Below are 23,705 nucleotides of genomic sequence, written 5' to 3' on the forward strand. Positions count from 1 at the left end.
CCGGTCAAAGCCGGGCCCGGCGGTGATTCGGTCCTGTGATTCGCGCCCGCCGCGGCGGGGCGTTCAGCGGCGGCGGTTGCGCATCAGCGCCTCGGCCTGGGCGCGCACCGCCGCGAATTGTTCCTCGAGCGCGCGCTGGTCGCCCATCACCCCGCTGTCGCCCCCGAGGTCGGGGTGGTCGGCCTGCTGGCGCGCGCGGGCCGACTGGCTCACCCGCCAGGTCAGCCCCTCGTCCACCAGCCCCTCCATCTCGGCCTCGGCGCGGGCGATCTCGTCGCGGGCGGCGCGGTGGGCCTCGATCCGGTCGAGCGCGTTCAGCAGCATGGCCCGCGCGGCGTCGGGGTGTTCGGCCGGGTGGGCGATGGCAGGGGCCGAGCGGACATGGGGATCGGCCATGATCGCGTCAAGGGCGGCGCGCCCGGCGGCGCTGGCGGCCCCGGCGAGCAGGTCGTGGACCAGCGCCGCGCGGCCCGGGTCCGGGGGCTCGAGCCGTTCCAGCCGCGCCTCGACCTCGGCCACGAGGTCGGGGCGGGCGGCGCAGAGCGCCAGCACCATCGCCTCGATCAGCCCCTCGCCGGGGTCCGCCGCCACGAGGGTCGAGGCGCGGGTCTGCGGCAGCGGCGGCGGCGGCTCGCCGCGGCGCTGGAAGCGGCCGCCGGGGCTGCGGGCGGGGGCGAAGAGCGCCCAGCGCTTGCGCTTGATCTCGGCGGTGGTGTGCTCGCGCGTGGCCGGGTCGGGGATCAGCGCCACCGCCGCCGCCAGCGCCCGGTCCAGCGCCGCCTTGCGCTCGGGGCTGTCGAAGCTGCGCCCCTCGGTCTCGCGCCGCCAGAGCAGGTCCACGAGCGGCTGCGCGGCCTCGATCACCGCGCGCATGGCGGCGGGTCCGCCGGCCCGGATCAGGTCGTCGGGATCCTGCCCCGGCGGCAGCAGGGCAAAGCGCAGCGCCTGCCCCGGCCCGGTCAGCGGCAGCGCGAGGTCGATGAGCCGCATCGCCGCCCTGAGCCCCGCCGCATCGCCGTCGAGCGCGATCACCGGCTCGGGCGAGACGCGCCACATCAGCCGCAGTTGCTCTTCGGTGATGGCGGTGCCGAGCGGCGCCACCGCGCCCTCAATCCCCGCGCGCACCAGCGCGATGACGTCCATATAGCCCTCGGCCACCACCAGCGGCTGGCCCTTGGCGACGGCACTGCGGGCGGGGCCGAGGTTGTAGAGCGTGCGGCCCTTGTCAAAGAGGTCGGTCTCGGGGCCGTTCAGGTATTTCGCCCGCGCGTTCGGGTCCATCGCCCGGCCGCCGAACGAGATGCAGCGGCCGCGGGCGTCGCGGATCGGAAAGATGATCCGGCCGCGGAAGCGGTCATAGGCCGCGCCCCGGTCGTCGGGCTTGATCGCCAGCCCCGCCGCCACCGCCTGCGCCTCGGGGACGCCGGCCTCGGTCAGGTGCCGCAGCAGCCCCTGCCGCAGGTCGGGGGCAAAGCCGATCTCGAAGCGGTCGAGCGTGCCCGCGTCGAGCCCCCGCCCGGCGAGGTAGTCGCGCGCCGCCGCCCCCGCCCCGGTCTGAAGCTGCAGGCGGAACCAGCGCAGGGCGCGGTCCATGACCTCGACCAGCTCGGCCCGGCGGTCGGTCTGCGCCTGTTCGCGCGGCGAGCGCTCGGGCATGGGCACCCCGGCCTCGGACGCGAGCACCGCCACGGCGTCGAGGAACCCCATCCCCTCGGCCTCGCGCAGGAACCCCACCGCGTCGCCCTTGGCGTGGCAGCCGAAGCAGTAATAGAAGCCCTTCTGGTCATCGACGTGGAAGGACGCGGTCTTTTCCGAATGGAACGGACAGGGCGCCCACCAGTCCCCCTTGGCCTGGTTCGACTTGCGCAGATCCCACGTCACCCGCCGGCCCACGATCCGGCTGATCGGGACGCGGGCGCGCAAGTCGTCGAGGAATCCGGGCGGCAGGCTCATTCGGTCGGTCTCGGGCGCAGGGCCGGGGGCGAGGTCGGGGGCTGGTGCGGGTGCGGGTGAGGTCGTGGGTGCGGGCCCATCATCCCGCGCCGACCGCCCCGCGGGCAAGCCTCCAGTAATGGTCGGCGAGTGCGGCGCGGTCCAGACGCCCGCCCTCGCGGTACCAGTTCGTCACCCCGGTCAGCATGGCGATCAGCGCCATCGCCGCCAGCCGCGGATCGTCGAGCCGCATCTCGCCCGACACGGCCCCGGCCCTCAGGATGCCGGTCAGCGCGTCCTCGTAGCGGCCGCGCAGCGCGGCGATGGCGGCGTGGTTCTCGGGCGTGAGGCTGCGCAGTTCCATGTAGCTCAGGAACACCTCGTCGGGGTGGTCGAGCGAATAGGCGATGTGAAAGCGCACGAAGCGCTCGAGCCGTTCCAGCGCGCTGCGATCGGGGCGGTCGGCCCAGGCGGCGAGCAGCAGCTCCATATGCTCGCGCAACAGGTCCGCGAGCAGCGCCTGCTTGTCGGGGGTATAGGCGTAGAGCGCGCCCGCCTGCACGCCCACGGCGGCGGCGATCTGGCGCATCGTCACCGCCCCGTAGCCGTGCCGTGCAAACAGCCGCCGCGCGGCCTGACGGACGAGCGGGCCGGTAATCTCGGCGCGGGAGCCTTGGGTGCGGGCCATCCCGGCGGTGTAGCGAAAAGCGGCGGGTGGGGGAAGCTTGGGGCTGGCGGGGGGTGGGGGGCGGTGGGGCGCTGCCCCGGCTGCGGGCCAGTCGCCCTTAGGGACGGGGACCGCCTGTAAGGGGAGACCCAACTGTCCGCCTGCGTTCGACCAGCAAGGTGAGCCGGAGCGTGCAAGCGCGGGGAAGAGGCGGGTCGCGCCGCGCGATGACGTCCGAAGTCGGCAATGGCGCCCTGCGCAATGGGACGCCCGACACCGGCGCGCCAACCCACGCCTCACCCCCGGGGCTTCCGCACGGGGCGCCCCGGCGCTATCCTCCCCGAATGCTTCGCCCGCTCGCCTGTTGCCTCGCCCTGCCGCTGCTGGCCGCCTGCGCCGAGCCGGATGCCGCCGAATACCCCCGGCTCATGCCGTTGAGCGAGCTGAACCAGCCCCCCGCCATCCCCGCCCATACCGCCGAGGCGGCCTCGGACCCCGCCGCCGTGGGTGCCGCGCTCGACGCCCGCCGGGCCGAGGCGGCCGCCCGTGCCGACGCGGCCCGCCGGCCGGTGACCGACGCAGGCTCGCTGGGCGACCGCGCCGCGGCGCTGCGCCGCCGGGCCGGGGCGTTGGCCGCGACCGAACTCCCGCAGGGCGCGACCACCCCCGCGCCGACCACGGACGCCGCCGCACCCCCCGCGCCGGCCGCCCCGACCACGGACGCCCCGGCCCCTGCGCCCGCTGCCACCACAGACCCCGCGGCCGACCCCGAGACCGCCGCCCGCGTCCGCGCCCTGCGCGAGCGGGCCCGCGCGCTTTCGGAGCAGCCGGTGGGCGCAACCCCGGCCCCCCTGCCCCCCTGTCCGCCCGGCACGACCGATCCCGTTGCCGCGCGCTGCAACCCCGGATAGACCGCGACGCAACGTAACACCCCAGCCGGAGGCCCTCGCCCATGCCCGTCATCACCTGCATCGAGGACCTCAAGCGCCTGCACAAGGCGCACACCCCGCGGATGTTCTACGACTACGCCGAGTCGGGCAGCTACACCGAGCAGACCTTCCGCGAGAACACCACCGACTTCGCCCAGATCCGCCTGCGCCAGAAGGTGGCGGTGGACATGTCGGGCCGTACGCTCGCCTCGGACATGGTGGGGCTGCCCGTCACCATGCCGGTGGGCCTCGCCCCCGTGGGGCTGACCGGGATGCAGCGCGCCGATGGCGAGATCAAGGCGGCACGGGCGGCCGAGAAGTTCGGCGTGCCCTTCTGCCTTTCGACCATGTCGATCTGCTCGATCGAGGACGTGGCCGCGCACACCGAAAAACCCTTCATGTTCCAGCTTTACGTCATGAAGGATCAGGAGTTTCTGGAAGGCATCATCGGCCGCGCCAAGGCCGCCGGCTGCTCGGCGCTGGTGCTGACGCTTGATCTGCAGATCCTCGGGCAGCGGCACAAGGACCTCAAGAACGGGCTCAGCGCGCCGCCGAAGCTCACCCCCTCGTCGATCGCCGACCTGGCGACCCGCTGGGGTTGGGGGCTCGAGATGCTGCGCACCAAGCGGCGGTTCTTCGGCAATATCGTCGGGCACGCCAAGGGGGTGACCGACACCGCCAACCTGTCCAGCTGGACCGCCGAGCAGTTCGACCCGCAGCTCGACTGGACGAAGATCGCCCGCATCCGCGATCTCTGGGGTGGCAAGCTGATCCTCAAGGGCATCCTCGACGCCGAGGACGCGCGCATCGCCGCCGATTTCGGCGCCGACGCCATCGTGGTCTCGAACCACGGCGGGCGGCAGCTCGACGGCGCGCTGAGCTCGATCCGGGTGCTGCCCGAGATCGTGGCGGCGGTCGGCGATCAGGTCGAGATCCACCTCGATTCGGGCATCCGCTCGGGTCAGGACGTGCTCAAGGCGCTTGCGCTCGGCGCCCACGCGACGTGGATCGGGCGGGCCTTCATCCACGGGCTCGGCGCGATGGGCGAAAAGGGCGTGACGACTGCGCTCGAGGTGATCCGCAAGGAACTGGACACCACCATGGCGCTGTGCGGCGAGCGCGACATCAGGCACGTTGGCCGGCACAACGTCATGGTGCCGGCCAACTGGGCGACGGACTACGCCTGAGCCTGGCCTTCCGCGAGGAAGTCGAGCAGCGCCGCGTTCACCTCGTCGGCGTTGGTCGCAAGGATGCCGTGCGGGGCGCCGTCGAGCTCGATGTAGCGCGCCTGCGGCAGCATCTTCGACAGCCGCAAGCCCGCGGCGGTGTGCGGCACCGCCCCGTCCGCGGTGCCGTGCATGATCAGCACCGGGCAGGTGATCGCGGCGACGTCCGCGGTGAAGTCGGTGGTGCCGAAGGCATCGACACAGGCGGTGGTGGCGAGCGGGCTCGCTTGCATCGCCATCCCCCAACTCCAGTCCACGACCGCCTGGCTGACCGGGCGCCGGAACGTGCCCACGCCGTAGAAGTCCTTGAGGAAACTCTGGAAGAACGCCGGGCGGTCCTGCGTCATCCCATCCTTCATCTGGTCGAGCACCTCGGGCGTCGCGCCGTCGGGGTTGTCCGCGGACTTGAGCAGCCCCGGCGCCACCGAGGCGAGGAACGCCACCCGCGCGACGCCGCGGCCCTCGTGCCGGCTCATGTAGCGGGCCACCTCGCCGCCGCCCATCGAGAAGCCGACCAACGTCGCATCCTCGAGCTCGAGCGCGTCCATCACCGCGGACAGGTCGTCGGCGAGCGTGTCGTAGTCGTAGCCCTCGAACGGCTGGTCCGAGCGGCCGAAGCCGCGGCGGTCATAGCTGACCACGCGGTAGCCCGCCCCGACGAGCGCGCGGGCCTGATGCTCCCACGAATCGGCCGAGAGCGGCCAGCCGTGGATCAGCACAACCGGCTGTCCCTGCCCCCAGTCCTTGGTGTAGAGCCCCACCCCGTCGTCGGTCTCGATCCAGGCCATGACGTTTCCCTTTCGCATTGGTCCGTTCGCCGAGCCAACGCCCCCGCCCGCCCCCGGTTTCCCCGGGGCCACCCTCGCCGTCCCCGACCGGGATGTTGCGGCTTTTCAATCCGCCCGGCCTGCGCTATAGGCCCCGCTTCCGGCCAAGACACCCTTGGAGGCGGCCGGTTCATGCAATGCAAGAGGAATACAGCAATGGCCAAAGAGATCCCTGATCTGGTGGCCGAGGCACGCGCGGGGACAGGCAAGGGGGCCGCCCGCCAAGCTCGCCGCGAAGGCAAGGTGCCCGGTATCGTTTACGGCGACGGGAAAGACCCGATGCCGATCCAGCTCGACTTCAACCCCCTGCTGACCAAGCTGCGCGCCGGGCGGTTCATGTCGACGCTCTGGAACCTCAAGGTCGAGGGGCAAGAGGACGTGCGCGTCATCTGCCGCGGCGTCCAGCGCGACGTGGTGAAGGACCTGCCGACCCACATCGACCTGATGCGCCTGCACCGGAACACGCGGGTGAACCTGTTCATCCACGTCACCTTCGAGAACCACGAGGACTCTCCCGGCCTCAAGCGCGGCGGCACGCTGGTCGTGGTGCGCCCCGAAGTCGAGCTGGTGGTGACCGCGTCGGACATCCCCGACCACATCACCGTGGACCTGACCGGCAAGAAGATCGGCGACGTGATCCACATCAACGATGTGCAGCTGCCCGCCGGCGCCAAGCCGACCATCGACCGCAACTTCGTCATCGCCAACATCGCCGCGCCCTCGGGCCTGCGGTCGGAAGACGATGCGGCCTCCGAGACGGTGCCCACCACCGAGATGGGCCCCGACGTCGCCCCGGTCGAGAACTGATCCCACCCTCGGGTGGCATGAAGGGGGCGGCGCCGCGGCGCCGCCCTTTTGCATGACGCCCCGCGCTGCTAGGTCCATCCCATGAGCGATCCCATCCATATCGTCGGCGCCGGCATGGCCGGGTCCGAGGCCGCCTGGCAGATCACCCGCGCGGGCGTGCCCGTGGTAATCCACGAGATGCGCCCCGAGGTCGGCACCTTCGCCCACCGCACCGGCGACTGCGCCGAGATGGTGTGCTCGAACAGCTTCCGCTCGGACGACGACGTGAACAACGCCGTGGGCCAGCTGCATTGGGAGATGCGGGCCGCAGACGGGCTGATCATGGCGATGGCCGACCGCTACCGCCTGCCCGCGGGGGGCGCGCTGGCGGTGGACCGCGACGCCTTTTCGGCCGCCGTCACCGCGGCGCTGCGGGCCGAGCCGCTGGTCTCGTTCCAGCCGGGCGAGATCGACGCCCTGCCCCCGGACGGCCGCTGGATCTTCGCCACCGGCCCGCTGACCTCGCCCGCCCTCGGCGCGGCGATCCGGGCCGAGACGGGGGCCGATGCGCTGGCTTTCTTCGACGCCATCGCACCCATCGTCCACGCCGACACGGTGGACATGAGCGTGGCGTGGCGGCAGTCGCGCTATGACAAGGGCGAGACCGAGGACGAGCGCACCGCGTATCTCAACTGCCCGATGACCCGCGACGAGTACGAGGCGTTCATCGACGCGCTCCTCGCCGCCGAAAAGACCGAGTTCCACGAGGGCGAAACCGCTGGGTATTTCGACGGCTGCCTGCCCATCGAGGTCATGGCCGAGCGCGGGCGCGAGACGCTGCGCCACGGGCCGATGAAGCCGGTGGGGCTCACCAACGCCCACAAGCCGGCCGAGAAACCTTATGCGGTGGTTCAGCTTCGCCGGGATAACGCACTGGGAACGCTGTATAATATCGTGGGCTTCCAGACCAAGATGAAATACGGCGCGCAGACCCAGGTGTTCCGCATGATCCCGGGGCTGGAAAACGCCAGCTTCGCCCGGCTGGGCGGCATCCACCGCAACACGTTCCTCAATTCGCCGACGCTGATCGACGACCGGCTGCGGCTGCGCGCCCACCCCCACCTGCGCTTCGCAGGCCAGGTCACGGGGGTCGAGGGCTATGTCGAGAGTGCCGCGATGGGCCTGCTCGCCGGGCGGATGGCTGCGGCCGAGGCGCTGGGGCGCGATCTCGGTCCGCCGCCGCAGACGACCGCCATGGGCGCGCTCGTGCACCACATCACCGGCGGCGCCGAGGCCAAAAGCTTCCAGCCGATGAATGTCAACTTCGGCCTGTTCCCGCCGGTCGAGGCCAGGGGCGGGCGGCGCGGCCGCAAGGACCGTTACCCGGCCTACACCGAGCGCGCCAAGCAGGACTTCACCGCGTGGCTGGCCACCGCATGACCCCCGGGGGCGAGGTCACGCGCTTTGCCCCCTCGCCCACCGGGCCGCTGCATCTCGGCCATGCCTTCGCCGCCCTGACCGCCGCCGCCCATGCGGCGCCCGGGCGGTTCCTTCTCCGCATCGAGGACATCGACCGCGCCCGCTGCCGCCCCGAGTGGGAGGCCGCGATCGAGACCGACCTGCGCTGGCTCGGCCTCGACTGGCCCACCCCGGTCATGCGCCAGTCCGAGCGGCTGCCCGCCTACCGCGCCGCGCTCGACCGCCTTGCGGACATGGGTCTCACCTACCCCTGCCGCTGCCGGCGGGCCGACATCGCCGCGGCACTCTCGGCCCCGCAGGAGGGCGCGGTGATCGGCCCCGACGGGCCGGTCTATCCCGGCACCTGCCGGGGGCGGCCGATGTCGGAGGCTGGCCCAGACGACGCCATAAGGCTGGACATGGGCGCGGCGCTCGCCCGGCTCGGCACGGACGGCGTCGGCTTTCACGACCGCGCGGTGCTGCCGGGGACCACGCACCGCCTCGCGGCGGCCGACATGGTGGCGGGGATCGGCGACGTGGTGCTGGCCCGGCGCGGGATGGGGACGAGCTATCACCTGTCGGTGGTGGTGGACGACGCGGCGCAGGGAATCACGCTGGTGACGCGCGGCAAGGACCTGTTCGACGCCACCTACATCCACGCCCTGCTGCAGGCGCTGCTGGACCTGCCGCAGCCCGACTATCTGCACCATCGGCTGATCCGCGACGACTCCGGCCGCCGGCTTGCCAAGCGCGACGACGCCCGCGCGCTCGCGCTCTACTGTGCCGAGGGGCGGACGCCGGAGGACATCCGTCAGATGATCGGCCTGGACAGCTCGACCTCGGCGCCCTCGCGCAACGCGGTGTAGAAGCACGAGCGGCGGTTGGTGTGGCAGGCCGGGCCGACCTGATCGACCAGCAAAAGCAGGCAATCGCGGTCGCAGTCGAGCCGCATCTCGACCAGCCGCTGGGTGTGGCCCGAGGTCTCGCCCTTCACCCAGAAGGCCTGGCGCGAGCGCGACCAGTAGACCGCGCGCCCCTCGGCCAGCGTCCGGGCCACGGATTCGGCGTTCATCCAGGCGAGCATCAGCACCTCGCCCGTCGCATGGTCCTGGGCGATGGCGGGGATCAGGCCGTTGGCGTCGTAGCGCAGCGTGGCGGGGTTGAACATCGGTTTTCCTTTCGCGGCCGCGTGCCTATCTAGACCGCAGCACCGGCCGGGGAAAGCCGCCGGGACAGGGGGACCGCAGACAGGGGGACCGCATGGCCGACGACGATCTGATGGCGCTCTACTCGCGCCGCCTGCTGGCGCTGGCGGCCGACATCCCGCATCTGGGCCGCCTCGACGCGCCGCAGGGCAGCGCCAGCTTCCGCTCGCCGCAATGCGGATCGACCGTGACGGCGGACGTGGTGCTGGCGGATGGGCGAGTCGTGGGCTTTGCGCAGGAGGTGCGGGCCTGCGCGCTGGGTCAGGCCTCGGCGGCGGTGCTGGGCGGCGCGGTCATGGGCCGCACGCCGGCCGAGCTCGCCCGCGCCCGCGACGCGCTGCGGGCCATGCTGGCCGAGGCCGCCGCCCCGCCCGCGCCGCCCTTCGACGGCGCCGAGGCGCTGCTGGCGGCGCGCGAGTTTCCCAACCGCCACGCCTCGATCCTGCTCGCCTGGCAGGCGGCGGCCGAGGCGGCCGAGGAGGCTGCGGCCGTGGGCGATACGCGGGAATGAAAAAGACCGGCCCCTGCCAGGGCCGGCCAGTTGCGCGCTACCATGAGGCCGGGGGACTCCGGCGACGATCAGGCGGATCGTTCGGGGTGACGCGGGGCAGAACAGAACAGGGCAAGCTGTCAGCGAGCTTGCATGACCTCACACGCCAGCCAGCGCGGGCAGCCACAGCACGGTGAGTGTGGCCACGCCGATCGCGGCGACCCCCAGCATGTCGGCCAGGGCATCGGGCAGATCGGGCAGGGTGCGGGTCGGCTTCACGGTCGGTCTCATCACGGGCACCTCTCGTTAACGGTTGCCCTTTTGTTCTCATGTTCCGCCGATTCGGTAAAGAACATTTTAAGAACTATTTACGCGAGCGCTCAGCCGGCCGCCATCAGCGCGAGGGCGCGGTCCTGCTCCATCAGCCACAGCAGGTTGCGGACCGCCTGCCCGCGGGGCGAGGCGAGCTCGGGGTCGGTCTCAACCAACAGCCGCGCATCCTGCCGGGCCAGCGCCAGCAGGTCCGCCTGCCGTTCCAGATCGGCGATGCGAAACCGCGGCAGGCCCGATTGCGCCGTGCCGATCACGTCGCCGGCGCCGCGCATCGCCAGATCCTCCTCGGCGATGCGGAACCCGTCCTCGGTCTCGCGCAGGATCTGCAACCGCCGCCGCCCCGCCTCGGCCAGCGGCTCGTGATAGAGCAGCAGGCAGCTCGAAGCGCCCGTCCCCCGCCCGACCCGCCCGCGGAGCTGGTGAAGCTGGGCAAGGCCGAAGCTTTCGGCCCGCTCGATCACCATGATGGTGGCCTCGGGGACGTTGACGCCGACCTCGATCACCGTCGTCGCCACCAGAAGCTGCGCCCGCCCGGCAGCGAAATCCGCCATCGCCGCGTCGCGCGCCTCGGGCGGCATCTGGCCGTGGACCAGCCGCACCCGGTCCCCGAAGCGGGCGGAAAGGGCGCGATAGCGGTCCTCGGCGGCGGTCAGGTCCACCTGCTCGCTTTCCTCGACCAGCGGGCAGACCCAATAGGCGCGCGCGCCCCGATCCATCGCGTCGGCCAGCCGCGCGACCACCGCCTCAAGCCGCGTGTCGGGGACCGCGGTGGTGGTGATCGGCTGTCGCCCCGGCGGCTTCTCGTCCAGCACCGACAGGTCCATGTCGCCGTATTGCGCCAGCGCGAGGCTGCGCGGGATCGGCGTCGCCGTCATCACCAGCATGTCCGGCCGCAGGCCTTTGGCCGCCAGTTCGAGCCGCTGGGCCACGCCGAAGCGGTGCTGCTCGTCGATCACCGCAAGGCGCAGGTCGGGGAAGGTGACGCCGGGCTGGAAGACCGCGTGCGTGCCGACGAGGATATCGATGCGCCCCGCGGCGAGATCGGCGAGCCGCCCGGCCCGCGCCTCGCCCTTGTCGCGCCCCGTGAGCAGCGCGAGCCGCACCCCCGCCGCCTCGGCCAGCGGGGCGAGCGCTGCGAGATGCTGGCGGGCGAGGATCTCGGTCGGGGCCATCAGCACCCCCTGCCCGCCCGCCTCGACCGCCTGGATCAGCGCCAGCAGCGCGACCAGCGTCTTGCCGGACCCCACGTCGCCCTGCAGCAGCCGGCTCATCCGGTGCGGCTGGGCCATGTCGGCGGCGATCTCGGCCACCGCGCGGGTCTGCGCCGCGGTCGGGGCGTAGGGCAGCGCGGCGAGCACCCGCGCGGCCAGCCGCCCGTCGCCCTGCGTCACCCGTCCCGCCGCCCGCCGCCGGGCGCGGCGGACCAGCGCCAGCGTCACCTGATGTGCCAGCAGCTCGTCATAGGCGAGCCGCGCCCGCGCCGGGGCCCCGGCGGCGAGATCCCCCATCCCCCCCGGCGCGTGGGCCGTGGCAAGCGCGTCGGCCCAGTCCGGCCAGCCCTCGCGCGCCTTCAGCGACGGCTCGATCCACTCACTGAGCGGCGGCACCCGCTCGAGCGCGGCCGCGACGCCCCTGGCGACGGTCCGCTGGGTCAGGCCGCCGGCAAGCGGATAGACCGGCTCGAACGCCGCAGGCGTCGGGTCCGAGGGCAGCAGGATGTGGTCGGGGTGGACCATCTGCGCCAGCCCGTCGAAGAGCTCGACCTTGCCCGAGACGACCCGCACCGCGCCCGGCGGCAGCTGCGCCTCGACCCACGCGGCGCGGGCGTGAAAGAAGACCAGCGTGAGGTCGCCCGCGCCGCCCGTGGCGTCGGTGCAGATCACCCGCCACGGCCGCCCCTTGGCCGAGGGGGGCGCGTGACGTTCGACCCGGACGGTGAGGGTGGCGATCTCGGGCGGGCGGAGGTCGGCGATCCGGCCCACGCTGCGGCGCGGGATGCCGGCCGAGGGCAGGTGGAAGATCAGGTCGCGGGGCCGGGTGATGGCGAGCGTCGCCAGCGCCTCGGCGGCGCGGGGCCCGATGCCGGGCAGCGTCTCGGCCGAGGCGAAGAGCGGGAAGAGGATCGGCGGGCGGCCCTTGGGCGGAGGCCGGGGCGTGGGCGGCGCTGTGCCGGTCGGCCCCGCGCCTTCGGCGTCCGCAGGATCGCCCTCGGGGGCGCGGGGGGCCTCACCGCCGCTCATCCCTGCGCGAGCGCCAGCCATTCGTCCTCGTCGATCACCCGCACGCCGAGTTCGGCGGCGCGGGTGGCCTTGGACCCCGCACCGGGCCCGGCGACCAGCAGGTCGGTCTTGCTCGAGACGCTGCCCGCCACCTTGGCGCCCAGCGCCTCGGCCCGCGCCTTGGCCTCGGCTCGCGTCATCCGCTCCAGCGTGCCGGTGAACACCACCGTCAGCCCGGCGATGGCGCTGCCCGCGGTCTGCGGCGCCGCCGCGGGCTCGACGGTCAGATGCGCGAGCAGCCGATCGATGGCCCCGCGCTCGGCCGGGGCCGAGAAGGCCGCCGTCAGCGCCTCGGCGGCGACCGCGCCGAAGCCGTCGATGCCGACCAGCTCGCTCCACGCGGCCTGCGCGCCGTCGGGCAAGGGTGCGGCGTCCCACACCGCCTTGCGGACGGCGGCAAGCGCGGCGCGGCGTCCCTCGGCCTGCGCCGCGGCGCGTTCGGCGGCCACGGCCTCCTCGGCCGCGCGGTGGCGGGCGGCGGCGGGGGCGGCGGCGTCCACCGCATCGCGGAACGCGTCCCACGTCCCGTAGTGGCGGGCGAGCGTCCCCGCCGCCACCTCGCCCACATGGCGGATGCCGAGTGCGAAGATCAGCCGGGCGAGCGGCACGTGGCGCCGCGCCTCGATGGCCGCGAACAGGTTCTCGGCCGAGCGCGGCCCCCAGCCGTCGCGGGCGGCAAGCCGCCCCTCGTCGCGCGCGGCGAGGGTGAAGATGTCCGCGGGCTCGCGCACCGCCAGCTCGGGGTCGGCATAGAACGCCTCGACCTGCTTGGCGCCCAGCCCCTCGATGTCGAAGGCCGCGCGCGAGACGAAATGGCGCAGCTTCTCGATGGCCTGCGCCGGGCAACCGAGCCCCCCGGTGCAGCGGCGCACCGAATCCCCCGGCTCGCGGATCGCGTCGCTGCCGCAGTCCGGGCAGGTTTCGGGGAAGGCGAAAGGCTCGGGGTTGGTGCGCCGGGTCAGGTCCACGTCGGCGACCTTGGGGATCACGTCGCCGGCGCGATAGACCTGCACCCAGTCGCCCGCGCGGATGTCGCGGCCGTCGCGGATCGGTGCGCCGCGGCTGTCGCGTCCGGCGATGTAATCCTCGTTGTGCAGCGTGGCGTTCGAGACGACGACGCCGCCCACCGTCACCGGATCGAGCCGCGCCACCGGCGACAGCGCGCCGGTGCGCCCCACCTGGATGTCGATGCCGGCGAGCCGGGTCCAGGCCAGCTCGGCCGGGAACTTGTGGGCGAGCGCCCAGCGCGGAGTCGTGGCGCGGAACCCCAGCCGCTGCTGCAGCCCGAGGTCGTCGACCTTGTAGACCACCCCGTCGATGTCGAAGCCGAGCGTCGCGCGGGCCTGCTCGGTCTCGGCCCAGAACCCCAGCAGCTCGTCGAGCGTGTGGCAAAGCCGCGGCGCGGTCGTGGGAAAGCCCAGCGCCGCCAGCCGGGCGATGGCGCCGGACTGAGTGTCGGCCAGCGGCGCCGAGACCTCGCCCCAGCCATAGGCGAAGAACCTGAGCGGGCGGCGCGCCGTCACGGCCGGGTCGAGTTGCCGCAGCGAGCCGGCGGCGGCGTTCCGCGGGTTGGCGAACACCCGCTCGGCGCCCTCGGCGTTCAGTGCGGCGAAGTCGGCGTGGCTCATATAGACCTCGCCCCGCACCTCGAGCACCTCTGGCGCCCCGTCGAGGCGCTGGGGAATATCCTTGATCGTCAGCGCATTGGCGGTGACGTTCTCGCCGGTGGTGCCGTCGCCGCGGGTCGCGGCCTGCACCAGCCGCCCGCCCTCGTAGCGCAGCGAGAGGGACAGCCCGTCGATCTTCGGCTCGGCGGTCAGCGCCAGCGGCGCGTCGGGGCCGAGGTTCAGGAAGCTGCGGATGCGGGACAGGAACTCGGCCACGTCCTCGGGCGCAAAGGCATTCTCGAGCGACAGCATCCGCTGGGCGTGGCGGACCTTGGCGAACTTTTCGGACGGCGCGGCGCCGACCTGCCCGGTCGGGCTGTCCTCGCGGGGCAGGTCCGGGTGAGCCGCCTCCAGTTCGGCCAGCCGGCGCTTCCTGGCGTCATAGGCCGCGTCGTCCATCAGCGGCGCGTCGTCACGGTGATAGGCGAGGTTCGCCGCGTCCAGCTCGGCACGCAGCGCGGCGGCCTCGGCCGCAGGCTCAAGGCCGCTCATCCCGTCTGATGCCGTGCGCCGTTCCGCCATCTCGTCCTCGTCCGGCCGCGGACAGGGCGGCACCGCGAAAAGGTCTAACCGCGGGCGCGGCCCCGGTCCAGTCGGCCGGCGCGGAGCCACGGCCCGGACAGGAAAAGGCCCGCGCCGGTGAGGGCGCGGGCTGGATCGGTCAACGATAGGGGCCGGCTCAGCCGTCCACGTCCACCTGCTGGATCAGCTTGAGCGCCTCGGGCCGCAGGCGGCTGATCTCGGTCAGATCGACGCTGTCCGGGGTGAACTCGCCCCAGCTCTTGACCAGCTCGGACCGCTCGACCCCGGCCTTGATCGGGAACTCGTTGTTGGTCTCGGCATAGATCTTCTGCGCCTCGTCGCTGGCGAGGAACTCCATCAGCTTCAGCGCCGCGTCCTTGTTCGGCGCCGATTTCGTCATCGCCACGCCCGAGACGTTCACGTGCGTGCCGCCGTTCTCGAACTTCGGGAACACGATGCGGACCGACTCGGCCCAGTCCTTCTGCTCGGGATCGTCGAGCATCTGGCCCATGTAGTAGGTGTTGCCCAGGCTGATGTCGCACTCCTTGGCCCAGATCGACTTGACCTGGCCGCGGTCGTTGCCCTCGGGCTTCTTGGCGAGGTTCGACTTCACGCCCTCGAGCCATTTCACCGTGTCGGCCTCGCCGTGGTGGGCGAGATAGGCGGCGGTCAGCGCCACGTTGTAGTCGTCGGTGAACGGCCGGGTACAGATGCGCCCCTTCCACTTCGGATCGGCGAGGTCCTCGTAGGTCGTCACCTCACCGTCGGCCACGCGGTCCTTGCTGGCATAGACGATCCGCGCGCGGGTGGTCAGGCCGTACCACTGGTGATCCTTGTCGCGCAGGCTCTCGGGGATGGCCGCGTCCAGCGCCGCATCCTCGACCGGCTGGGTCACGCCCGCGTCCTTGACCTGCCCCAGCCGCGCCACGTCCACGGTCAGGATCAGGTCGGCGGGCGAGCGGTCGCCCTCGGCCTTGAGCTTCTCGACCATGCCCTTGTCCACGAAGGCGATGTTGACCGGGATGCCGGTCTGCTTGGTGAACGCGTCCAGCAGCGGCTGGATCAGCTCGGGCTGGCGGTGCGAGTAGATGTTGACCTCGGCGGCGGCAGCGGCCCCGGCGGCGAGGGGAAGCGCGGTGGTGCCGGCAAGCGCGGCGATCAGCAGGCGGTTCATATCCGAGTCCTTATGTCGGTTACTCGCACGCTGAATGGACCGGCCACCGCCACGGGTCAATACCTTATCGTTTCGCTAGGCCGGATTGTTTCGCCCGGCGCGCGTGCCCATATCCGTGCCATGACCACATCCCCCCGCCCCGACCGCCGCCGGTTCATCGCAGCCGCCGCGGCCTTCACCGCTGCCCCCTCGCTCGTGCGCGCCGACGCGACGCTCGACGCCACGCTGGCCGAGGCCGCCGCGCTGACCCAGCTGCGCGCCATCGCCGTCTGGCGCGACGGGCCCGACGGCGGGCGCGAGATCGCCGCCCGCGGCTACCACGGCTTCACCCCCGACCGGCCGACCAACATCAAGTCGGCCTCGAAGTCGGTGATCTCGGCGCTGGCCGGGATCGCCATCGCCCGCGGCGTCATCGCCGGCGCCGACCAACCCATCGTGGCGCTGCTGCCCCCCGCCGACCTGCCCCCCGATCCCGACCCACGGCTGGCCCGCGTGACGGTCGGCAACCTTCTCTCGATGCAGGCGGGGCTGGGCCGCCAGTCAGGTCCGAACTACGGCCGCTGGGTCAGCAGCGGGAACTGGGTCCGCACCGCGCTCGCCGCGCCGTTCGAGGCCGAGCCGGGCGGGCGGATGCTCTATTCCACCGCCTCGTCGCATCTCGTCTCGGCGATCCTGACCCACGCGAGCGGCCGCTCGACGCTGGCGCTGGCGCGCGACTGGCTGGGCGCGATCCCCGGATTCGCCATCACCGGGTGGGAGCAGGACCCGCAGGGCATCTATCTGGGCGGCAACGAGATGGCGATGTCCACCCGCTCGCTCCTGGCCTTCGGCACCGCCTATGCGCGGGGCGGCGCCGGGGTGATCCCGCCGGGCTGGATCGGAGAGAGCTGGACGCCGCGCACCAACTCGATCTTCTCGGGCGAATCCTACGGCTACGGCTGGTTCATCGGCCGGGTCGGCCGCTTCGGCATGGGGCGGCCGGTGCGCTATGGCTGGGGCTACGGCGGGCAGATGATCTATGTGTTCCCGCCCGCGGGCGGCGCGCCGGCGGCGGCGGTGGCGATCACCTCGGACCCCGACCAGCCCTCGGCCCGCTCGGGCTACCGCAGCGCGCTGCACGATCTCGCCGCGCGGCTGGTGGCGGCATGAACACCCGCCATCGCCCGCGCCGCGTTGACGGCTGGCGGCGCGCGGGATAACCGCCCCGGCCATGGCCCGCGCTCCGCTTCTGCAACTCACCGGCATCTCGCTGACCTTCGGCGGCACCCCGGTGTTCGACGACCTCTCGCTGACCGTCCAGGAGGGCGACCGCGTCGCGCTGGTCGGCCGCAACGGGTCGGGCAAGTCCACGCTGATGAAGGTCATGGCCGGTCTGGTCGAACCGGACCGTGGCGAGGTCATCGTCCCCGCCGGCACCCGCGTCGGCTATATGGAACAGGACCCGGACCTGTCGGGCTTCGCCACGCTGGGCGAATTCGCCGCCGCGGGCCTGGGCGAGGGCGAGGACTGGCGCGTCGCTGCCGCCGCCGAGGGCCTGGGCTTCGACCCCGCCCGCCCCGTCGCCACCGCCTCGGGCGGCGAGCGGCGGCGGGCGGCGCTCGCGCGGCTTCTGGCCGAGGCGCCGGACCTGATGCTGCTCGACGAGCCGACCAACCACCTCGACATCCAGGCGATCGGCTGGCTGGAACAGCAGCTCTCCGAGACGCGCACGGCCTTCGTCCTCATCAGCCACGACCGCGCCTTCCTGCGCCGCCTGACCCGCGCGACGCTGTGGATCGACCGCGGCGAGCTGCGGCGTCAGGACAAGGGCTTCGAGGCCTTCGAGGACTGGCGCGAGACGACCTGGGCGGCCGAAGACGAGGCCCGCCACAAGCTCGACCGCAAGATCAAGGCCGAGGCCCGCTGGGCGGTCGAGGGGATCAGCGCGCGCCGCAAGCGCAACCAGGGCCGGGTCCGGGCGCTGGCCGCGCTCAGGGCCGAACGCGCGTCGCAGATCCGCCGGCAGGGGACGGCAGCGATGGCGCTCGACGCTGGCACCCAGTCGGGCAAGCGGGTGATCGAGGCGCAGGGCATCAGCAAACAGTTCGGCGACCGGGTGATCCTGCGGCCCTTCGACCTGCGGGTGATGCGCGGCGACCGGGTGGCCTTCGTCGGCCCGAACGGGGCCGGCAAGACCACCCTCATCAAGATGCTGACCGGCGAGACAGCCCCCGACACCGGCACGGTGACGCACGGCACCAACCTCGAAGTCGCGGTCTTCGATCAGGCCCGCGCCGCCATCGACGACACCCAGACCCTGTGGGAGGCGCTGACCAACGACCCCGAGGTGCGGGTCTCGGGGCGCTCGGATCAGGTCATGGTGCGTGGCCAGCCGCGGCACGTGGTGGCCTATCTCAAGGATTTCCTCTTCGACGACGCCCAGGCCCGGGCGCCGGTCGGCAGCCTGTCGGGCGGAGAAAAGGCGCGGCTTCTGCTCGCCCGGATCATGGCCCGGCCCTCGAACCTGCTGGTGCTGGACGAACCCACGAACGACCTCGACATCGAGACGCTGGACCTGCTGCAGGACATCCTCGGCGAGTATGACGGCACGGTGCTGCTGGTCAGCCACGACCGCGACTTCATCGACCGCGTGGCCGACACCACCGTGGCGATGGAGGGGGACGGCCGCGCGGTGATCTATGCCGGCGGCTGGACCGACTATCGCGCCCAGCGGGGCGAGGACGCGCCCGCCCTTGCCCCCACGACGGCCCCTGCCCCGGCCCAGGCCGGCCCGGCGGCGCCTGCCCCGACGGCTGCTTCGGCGTCGCGCAACGGCCTGACCTTCAGCGAGCGTCACCGGCTCGAGGCGCTGCCGGCGGTGATGGAACGGCTCGAGGCCGAGATCGGCAAGCTGTCCGAATTCCTGTCGCAGCCCGACCTGTTCCAGACTGCGCCGGCCAAGTTCGCCAAGGCCTCGGAAGGGTTGGCCGAACGGCAGGCGGCGCTGACCGCGGCCGAAGAGGAATGGCTCGATCTGGCCGACCGCGCCGAGGGCTGACGCGCCACCCCGATGCGGGCCGGATGCGGGATGGACGTTGACTCGCGCGCCGTCATCCGCCATATAACCGCGGACCGGCCGGGCACCCGCCTTGGCCGGCCATTCATTTTTCACAATCACCCCCCACGGGGTGCGCTGTCCGAGGCAAGGGGGCGACCCCGCCGAACGCCGGGAAACCGGGGCCACAGGGCGCGGCAGAGACGAAAGACGACATCATGTTCGCAGTCCTCAAGACGGGCGGCAAGCAGTACCGGGTTCAATCCGGTGACGTGCTGCGCGTCGAGAAACTGGCCGCCGAGCCCGGCGACAAGGTCCAGTTCAACGATATCCTGATGATCGGCGGCACCATCGGTGCGCCGCTCGTCGCCGGCGCCGGCGTCGTGGCCGAGGTCATCGACACCATCAAGGCCGACAAGGTCATCACCTTCCACAAGCGCCGCCGCAAGCACTCGTCGCAGCGCACCCGTGGGCACCGCCAGCAGCTGACCCTGCTGCGCGTCACCGACCTGCTCGAATCGGGCGCCGACTCGTCGGACGTCAAGGCCGCCGTCGGCGCGCGCTCGGGCAACGGCCCGCGCGTCAAGGGCGACGACCGCTACGCGATGAACAAGTCCGACCAGGCCGAGATGGCCGCCCGCGTGGCGACCGGCGAGGCGGGCGAGAAGTCGGCCGAAACGGCCGAGAAACCCAAGCGCGCCCGCAAGACGGCCGCCGCTGAAAGCACGGAGGCGTAAGCCATGGCACACAAGAAAGCAGGCGGCTCGTCCCGCAACGGCCGCGACTCGGCCGGCCGGCGCCTCGGCGTCAAGCTGTTCGGCGGCCAGTCGGCCATCCCGGGCAACATCATCGTGCGTCAGCGCGGCACCCAGTGGTGGCCGGGCGAGAACGTCGGCATGGGCCGCGACCACACGCTGTTCGCCCTGACCGAAGGCACCGTGACGTTCCGCAAGGGCCTCAAGGGCCGCACCTACATCTCGGTTCAGGCCGCCGCGCCGGCCGCCGAGTAACTCCGCCGACGAACGCCAGACAAGGGGGATCGGCAGCGCCGGTCCCCCTTGCGCTTTCCGGCATGGCGTTCGTCGCGGGTCACCATTTCCGCACGCAACCGCGCGCCCGCGCCCGCCGCCCCGCCGTGGCGGACGCCACCCCCCGGAGGATCCCCATGACCCAGGCTGTGCTGATCGGCACCACCCAGCCCGAGATCCGGGCCGAGCGTTTCCTGCTGCGCCCGCTGCGCGTCTCGGACGAGGGACCGATCCAGCATTACAGTTCGGACCGACGGGTGGCCTGCGGCACCCGCGCCATCCCCCACCCCCTGCCCCCCGGGGCCGCCGCGCAATACGTCGCCCGCGCCATGTCGCCCGACCGGCACGAGGACGTGTGGGCCATCGACGCAAGCGAATCCGGCCTGGGCGAGCTGCTGGGGGTGGTCTCGCTGACCCGGATCGAGCCCGAGCAGTCCGAACTCGGGTTCTGGATCGGCTCGGGCTTCTGGAACACGGGCCTCGCGACCGAGGCCGTGCAGGCGCTGGTCAACGCCAACCCGCACGGCTCGCGCACCCTCTTTGCCGAGGCGTTTCAGGACAACCCCGGCTCGGCCAAGGTGCTGACCAACGCGGGCTTCGCCTATCTCGGCGACGCCGAAAGCTGGTCGGTCGCCCGCAACGCCCGGGTGCCCACCTGGACCTATCTGCGCCAGATGGCCTGAGCGCGGGCGGCCCCGCCGCCCCGCCCCGCCCGCTGGCGCCCCTGCTTCAGACCTTGAGCGAGATCCCGTTCAGCCCGGCGCTGATCGTGACCGAGTCGATCCACTCCAGCGCCGCGTTGCTCAGCGGAAACGCCACGGTCAGCGTGTCCGCACCCGGTTGCGCCGGCATCCGCGCCGCGGTGTCCTCGGCCAGCGGCGGCGCGCCGACCAGCTTGAGCCGCAGCACGCCGTCCGGCCCCGGCCGCACCCGCCCCGCCGGCTGCGGCGTCTCGGTCACCAGCGCCACGTCCCACCAGCCCTTGGTCGGCGCGATGGCCGTCACCACCAGCAGCCGCCCCTCGACCGTCGGCTCCCACCGGGCCGAGAGGACCTGCGGGACCGGCAGCCGCTGGTCGGTGTCGGCATAGCCGCCGCGCGGCTCGAGCGTCTGCGGCCCGCGCGGGGCGCCGCCGCGGTCGAACCACCGCATCGGGTTGAGGCTGCTGTCGCCGCATCCCGCCAGCACCGCGCAAAGACAGAGGATCCAGAGGGGACGGGTCATCGCGCGGCCTTTTCATGTTCAGCGTCGCGCCAGTCTTAGGCGATCGGACCGTCGCGCCTCAAGGGAAAGCTTGGCCGCCGCTTTGACCTTGGCGCCGCCGCGCGCTAACAGCCCGGAACCAGCGAAAGGACCGCCCATGGCCACCGCCGCCTTCGAGGAGATTGCCGAGACCTTCGAGTTCCTCGACGACTGGGAGGACCGCTACCGCCACCTGATCGAGCTGGGCCGCGCCATGCCGCCGATGGACCCCGCCCTGCAGGTGCCGGCGACCAAGGTCGAGGGCTGCGCGAGCCAGGTCTGGATCCTGCCGCGCATCGAGGCCGGGCGCTTCGACTTTCAGGGCGACAGCGACGCGCTGATCGTGCGCGGGCTGATCGCGGTGCTGCACGCGCTCTACGCCGGCGTGCCCGTGGCCGAGGTCACCCGCATCGATGCCGCCGCCGAGCTGGCGCGGCTGGGCTTGGACGAGCATCTGTCAGCGCAACGCTCGAACGGGGTGCGCGCAATGGTGGCCCGGATCCGGGAGAGCGCCGCGGCTGCCTGAGGGGGGACGTTGCCCGCACCCCTCGCGGGACGGATGCCCATCCCGAACCGGCGCCGCGGGCGTTCAGTTCATCCCGCTTCTTCTCTGTTCCGGATTCGCGTCTCGCGGCGTCCAAACGCCCCGAAACCCGCGCGTCGAGTTGTCTAAGCACTAACGCCCAGAGAGGCCAAAAGGGGACAGCCCCCCCTGCCCTCACGCCTCGGCCAGCGCCCGGTCGATCGCCGCCGTCAGCCGCGGGTCGTCCGCCGCCACGTCCGGCGCGAACCGCCCGACCACGCGCCCGTCCCGGCCGATCAGGAACTTCTCGAAGTTCCACTGCACCTCGGGCGCGGGGTTCGCGGTGATCCCGTAGCCCGCGAGCTTCTCGCGCCACGGCCCCTCGCCCTCGGCCGCGGGCTTCGCCGCGATCAGCGCCGCATACAGCGGATGCCGCACCGCGCCGCTGACCGGGGTCTTGGCGGCCAGCGGGAAGGTTACCCCATAGGTACCCTGGCAGAACGCCAGCACCTCGGCGTCCGTCCCCGGCTCCTGCTCCTTGAAGTCGTTCGAGGGCACGCCCAGCACCACGAGCCCGTCGTCCTTGCGCGCGCGGTAGAGCGCCTCGAGCCCCTCGTACTGCCCCGTCAGCCCGCATTTCGAGGCGACGTTCACCAGCAGCACCACCTTGCCCCGCCAGTCGTCCAGCGAGCCATGGCTGCCGTCGTTCATCGTCAGGTCGATCCGTCCGATCTCGCTCATCCGCGGCTCTCCGATCTGCGGGTTTCGGTGATGGTGATCCAGCCGCCGCCCAGCACGCGCGTGCCTTCGGCGGCGTAGAAGACGCAGGCCTGCCCGGGGCTGACCCCCTCTTCGGCAGTGGCGAGCTCCACCGTCGCGGTTGTCGGTCCGGTCGGGCGCAGGATTGCCGGCGCCGGCGGCCGGGTCGAGCGGATCCTCACCATGATCTCGCGCTCGGCCACGTCGCCGAGCGCGCCCCCGCCGATCCAGTTCACCTCCGCCACCGGCACCCGCCGGGTGGCGAGCGCGACCTTCGGCCCGACCACGACCTGCCGCGTCTCGGCGTCCAGTCGCACGACGTAGAGCGGGTCGCCCAGGCCCCCGATCCCCAGCCCCCGGCGCTGGCCGATGGTATAGTGGATCACGCCCCGGTGCCGCCCCAGCACCCGGCCGTCGAGATCGACGATGTCGCCCGGCTCGGCCGCGCCCGGGCGCAGCTTCTCGATCACCGCGGCATAGTTGCCTTCGGGCACGAAGCAAATGTCCTGGCTGTCCGGCTTGTCGGCCACCACCAGCCCGAACTGCTGCGCCAGCGCCCGCGTCTCGGCCTTGCTGGCAAGGCCGCCGAGCGGAAAGCGCAGGAACTCGAGCTGCTCCTGCGCGGTCGAGAAGAGGAAATAGCTCTGGTCGCGCGCCGGGTCGGCGGCCATGTGCAGCTCGGCACCCGCGGGCCCCTCGAGCCGGCGGATATAGTGCCCCGTCGCCATGCAGTCGGCGTCGAGCTCGCGGGCCGTCTGCAGCAGGTCGCGGAACTTCACCCGCTCGTTGCAGCGGATGCAGGGGACCGGCGTGGCGCCCGCGAGATAGGCGTCGGCAAACTCCTCGATCACCGATTCGCGGAACTTGTTCTCGTAATCGAGCACGTAATGCGGGATGCCGATGCGCTCGGCCACGCGGCGGGCATCGTGGATGTCCTGCCCGGCGCAGCAGGCGCCCTTCTTCTTCAGCGCCGCGCCGTGATCGTAAAGCTGCAGCGTAACGCCGATGACGTCGTAGCCCTCGGCCTTGAGCATTGCGGCCACGACCGAGCTGTCCACCCCGCCCGACATCGCCACCACCACCCGCGTTTCGGCGGGCGGGCGGGCGAAGCCCAGGGAATTGAGATGCGGCGCCGGGGGGCGCGGGGAAAGGCTGGTCACGGGGATGGTCCGGGCTGTCGGCAGATCGGGCGCGCGCCCGCGCGGACCGCACCAACTGGTGGATATAGCGAAAATGCCCGGCTTTTCAACCGAACCCCACGGCTGTTGTTCACCCGGCCTTAACGGCGGCCGTGTCAGGAACGCCTCACGACCCGATCCGAAAGGCCCGCCATGTTCGTCCGCAAGACCCCCGGCCCGCGCACCGTGACCCTCCCCGACGGCTCGATCCTCAGCCGTGCGGACTTGCCGCGCACCACCGACCGCTGGGTGGCGCGGCGCAAGGCGGTCGTGGTGCAGGCGGTGGAACACGGGCTGCTCAGCCGCGACGAGGCGAGCGACCGCTACGCCCTGACCGAAGAGGAGCTCGACTGCTGGATCGCCGCCGTGGCGCGCGAGGGGGCGGCGGCGCTCAAGGTCAAGGCCATCCGCCGCAAATCGCCGGATTGATCAACCTGCGGTAGATT

At 72.4% G+C, this 23,705-nt stretch carries 24 protein-coding genes; 13 read left to right on the top strand and 11 right to left on the bottom strand.

Annotated elements, in window-relative coordinates:
- Positions 1-63: 63 nt before the first annotated feature.
- Positions 64-1,953 (bottom strand): DNA primase, encoded by a 1,890-nt coding sequence (dnaG, locus tag BLW17_RS07895; RefSeq protein ID WP_036735153.1) that lies wholly within the window; start codon positions 1,951-1,953, stop codon positions 64-66.
- Between the two features lie 79 nt (positions 1,954-2,032).
- Complete coding sequence (locus BLW17_RS07900; RefSeq protein WP_036735155.1) at positions 2,033-2,620, bottom strand: TetR/AcrR family transcriptional regulator; 588 nt, start codon at positions 2,618-2,620, stop codon at positions 2,033-2,035.
- A 323-nt stretch (positions 2,621-2,943) separates the two neighbouring features.
- On the opposite strand from BLW17_RS07900, the gene BLW17_RS07905 reads away from it, so the two are divergent.
- Both BLW17_RS07905 and BLW17_RS07910 read left to right on the top strand, forming a co-directional pair.
- Positions 2,944-3,510, top strand: a complete 567-nt coding sequence (locus BLW17_RS07905; RefSeq protein WP_074826400.1) for a hypothetical protein — start codon at positions 2,944-2,946, stop codon at positions 3,508-3,510.
- A 41-nt stretch (positions 3,511-3,551) separates the two neighbouring features.
- Positions 3,552-4,715: an alpha-hydroxy acid oxidase gene (locus BLW17_RS07910; RefSeq protein WP_036733901.1), complete on the top strand. Its 1,164-nt coding sequence runs from the start codon at positions 3,552-3,554 to the stop codon at positions 4,713-4,715.
- Here the strand turns inward: BLW17_RS07910 and BLW17_RS07915 are convergent.
- On the bottom strand, positions 4,706-5,542 hold the full coding sequence (locus tag BLW17_RS07915; protein WP_036733899.1) for an alpha/beta fold hydrolase: 837 nt from the start codon (positions 5,540-5,542) through the stop codon (positions 4,706-4,708). The two genes, BLW17_RS07910 and BLW17_RS07915, sit on opposite strands and share 10 nt — an antisense overlap.
- 195 nt (positions 5,543-5,737) lie before the next feature.
- Here BLW17_RS07915 and BLW17_RS07920 point away from each other — a divergent pair, with 195 nt between their 5' ends.
- The 3 genes from BLW17_RS07920 to gluQRS all read left to right on the top strand — a co-directional run bounded on the left by BLW17_RS07920 (position 5,738) and on the right by gluQRS (position 8,691).
- Positions 5,738-6,388, top strand: coding sequence for a 50S ribosomal protein L25/general stress protein Ctc (locus BLW17_RS07920; protein ID WP_036710443.1), 651 nt, complete (start codon positions 5,738-5,740; stop codon positions 6,386-6,388).
- An 81-nt stretch (positions 6,389-6,469) separates the two neighbouring features.
- On the top strand, positions 6,470-7,807 hold the full coding sequence (gene trmFO, locus BLW17_RS07925; RefSeq protein ID WP_036733897.1) for a methylenetetrahydrofolate--tRNA-(uracil(54)-C(5))-methyltransferase (FADH(2)-oxidizing) TrmFO: 1,338 nt from the start codon (positions 6,470-6,472) through the stop codon (positions 7,805-7,807).
- Positions 7,804-8,691 carry a tRNA glutamyl-Q(34) synthetase GluQRS gene (gene gluQRS / locus BLW17_RS07930; protein ID WP_036733895.1) on the top strand — a complete coding sequence of 296 codons (888 nt, stop codon included), beginning with the start codon at positions 7,804-7,806 and terminating at the stop codon, positions 8,689-8,691. Before trmFO ends, gluQRS begins: the two co-directional genes overlap by 4 nt.
- Here the strand turns inward: gluQRS and hisI are convergent.
- Positions 8,637-8,993, bottom strand: coding sequence for a phosphoribosyl-AMP cyclohydrolase (gene hisI, locus BLW17_RS07935; RefSeq protein ID WP_036733893.1), 357 nt, complete (start codon positions 8,991-8,993; stop codon positions 8,637-8,639). The genes gluQRS and hisI overlap by 55 nt on opposite strands.
- A 92-nt stretch (positions 8,994-9,085) precedes the next feature.
- Between hisI and BLW17_RS07940 the strand changes: the two genes are divergently transcribed.
- The gene (locus tag BLW17_RS07940; RefSeq protein ID WP_036733891.1) at positions 9,086-9,541 is read left to right on the top strand and encodes an iron-sulfur cluster assembly scaffold protein; all 456 of its coding nucleotides are present in this window, start codon (positions 9,086-9,088) and stop codon (positions 9,539-9,541) included.
- Between the two features lie 138 nt (positions 9,542-9,679).
- Here the strand turns inward: BLW17_RS07940 and BLW17_RS18795 are convergent, their stop codons facing one another.
- From BLW17_RS18795 to BLW17_RS07955, 4 genes are all read right to left on the bottom strand, one after another.
- Positions 9,680-9,811 (bottom strand): hypothetical protein, encoded by a 132-nt coding sequence (locus tag BLW17_RS18795; protein ID WP_269429082.1) that lies wholly within the window; start codon positions 9,809-9,811, stop codon positions 9,680-9,682.
- Positions 9,812-9,900: 89 nt separating this feature from the next.
- Positions 9,901-12,093 carry an ATP-dependent DNA helicase RecG gene (recG, locus tag BLW17_RS07945; protein ID WP_081969143.1) on the bottom strand — a complete coding sequence of 731 codons (2,193 nt, stop codon included), beginning with the start codon at positions 12,091-12,093 and terminating at the stop codon, positions 9,901-9,903.
- Positions 12,090-14,291, bottom strand: coding sequence for an NAD-dependent DNA ligase LigA (gene ligA, locus BLW17_RS07950; protein WP_139305958.1), 2,202 nt, complete (start codon positions 14,289-14,291; stop codon positions 12,090-12,092). Before ligA ends, recG begins: the two co-directional genes overlap by 4 nt.
- A gap of 187 nt (positions 14,292-14,478) precedes the next feature.
- Positions 14,479-15,495, bottom strand: a complete 1,017-nt coding sequence (locus BLW17_RS07955; protein ID WP_036733888.1) for a Fe(3+) ABC transporter substrate-binding protein — start codon at positions 15,493-15,495, stop codon at positions 14,479-14,481.
- A gap of 120 nt (positions 15,496-15,615) precedes the next feature.
- Between BLW17_RS07955 and BLW17_RS07960 the strand changes: the two genes are divergently transcribed.
- The 5 genes from BLW17_RS07960 to BLW17_RS07980 all read left to right on the top strand — a co-directional run bounded on the left by BLW17_RS07960 (position 15,616) and on the right by BLW17_RS07980 (position 20,240).
- On the top strand, positions 15,616-16,644 hold the full coding sequence (locus tag BLW17_RS07960) for a serine hydrolase domain-containing protein (RefSeq protein ID WP_036733886.1): 1,029 nt from the start codon (positions 15,616-15,618) through the stop codon (positions 16,642-16,644).
- 61 nt (positions 16,645-16,705) lie between these two features.
- Complete coding sequence (locus tag BLW17_RS07965) at positions 16,706-18,532, top strand: ABC-F family ATP-binding cassette domain-containing protein (protein WP_036733884.1); 1,827 nt, start codon at positions 16,706-16,708, stop codon at positions 18,530-18,532.
- Between the two features lie 215 nt (positions 18,533-18,747).
- Positions 18,748-19,266 carry a 50S ribosomal protein L21 gene (rplU, locus tag BLW17_RS07970; RefSeq protein ID WP_036705094.1) on the top strand — a complete coding sequence of 173 codons (519 nt, stop codon included), beginning with the start codon at positions 18,748-18,750 and terminating at the stop codon, positions 19,264-19,266.
- A 3-nt stretch (positions 19,267-19,269) separates the two neighbouring features.
- Positions 19,270-19,539: a 50S ribosomal protein L27 gene (gene rpmA, locus BLW17_RS07975; RefSeq protein ID WP_036705093.1), complete on the top strand. Its 270-nt coding sequence runs from the start codon at positions 19,270-19,272 to the stop codon at positions 19,537-19,539.
- A gap of 155 nt (positions 19,540-19,694) precedes the next feature.
- Positions 19,695-20,240, top strand: coding sequence for a GNAT family N-acetyltransferase (locus BLW17_RS07980; protein WP_036705091.1), 546 nt, complete (start codon positions 19,695-19,697; stop codon positions 20,238-20,240).
- A gap of 46 nt (positions 20,241-20,286) precedes the next feature.
- Here BLW17_RS07980 and BLW17_RS07985 read toward each other — a convergent pair whose 3' ends face one another.
- Entirely contained in the window at positions 20,287-20,781 is a 495-nt protein-coding gene (locus BLW17_RS07985; RefSeq protein WP_052175032.1) for a hypothetical protein, read from the bottom strand.
- Between the two features lie 136 nt (positions 20,782-20,917).
- On the opposite strand from BLW17_RS07985, the gene BLW17_RS07990 reads away from it, so the two are divergent.
- Positions 20,918-21,325 carry a SufE family protein gene (locus BLW17_RS07990; RefSeq protein WP_036710463.1) on the top strand — a complete coding sequence of 136 codons (408 nt, stop codon included), beginning with the start codon at positions 20,918-20,920 and terminating at the stop codon, positions 21,323-21,325.
- A 192-nt stretch (positions 21,326-21,517) separates the two neighbouring features.
- On the opposite strand, the gene BLW17_RS07995 is transcribed toward BLW17_RS07990, so the two are convergent.
- Positions 21,518-22,063 (bottom strand): glutathione peroxidase, encoded by a 546-nt coding sequence (locus BLW17_RS07995; RefSeq protein WP_036733882.1) that lies wholly within the window; start codon positions 22,061-22,063, stop codon positions 21,518-21,520.
- Positions 22,060-23,241 (bottom strand): tRNA 2-thiouridine(34) synthase MnmA, encoded by a 1,182-nt coding sequence (gene mnmA, locus BLW17_RS08000; protein WP_231572785.1) that lies wholly within the window; start codon positions 23,239-23,241, stop codon positions 22,060-22,062. The genes BLW17_RS07995 and mnmA overlap by 4 nt, the downstream gene beginning before the upstream one ends.
- Positions 23,242-23,412: 171 nt before the next feature.
- On the opposite strand from mnmA, the gene sciP reads away from it, so the two are divergent.
- A complete protein-coding gene (sciP, locus tag BLW17_RS08005; protein ID WP_036705088.1) occupies positions 23,413-23,688 on the top strand; it encodes a CtrA inhibitor SciP in 276 nt (91 codons plus the stop codon).
- Positions 23,689-23,705: the final 17 nt, after the last annotated feature.

The sequence above is a fragment of the Paracoccus sanguinis genome (genome assembly GCF_900106665.1).
GTDB classification, from domain to species: Bacteria; Pseudomonadota; Alphaproteobacteria; order Rhodobacterales; family Rhodobacteraceae; genus Paracoccus; species Paracoccus panacisoli.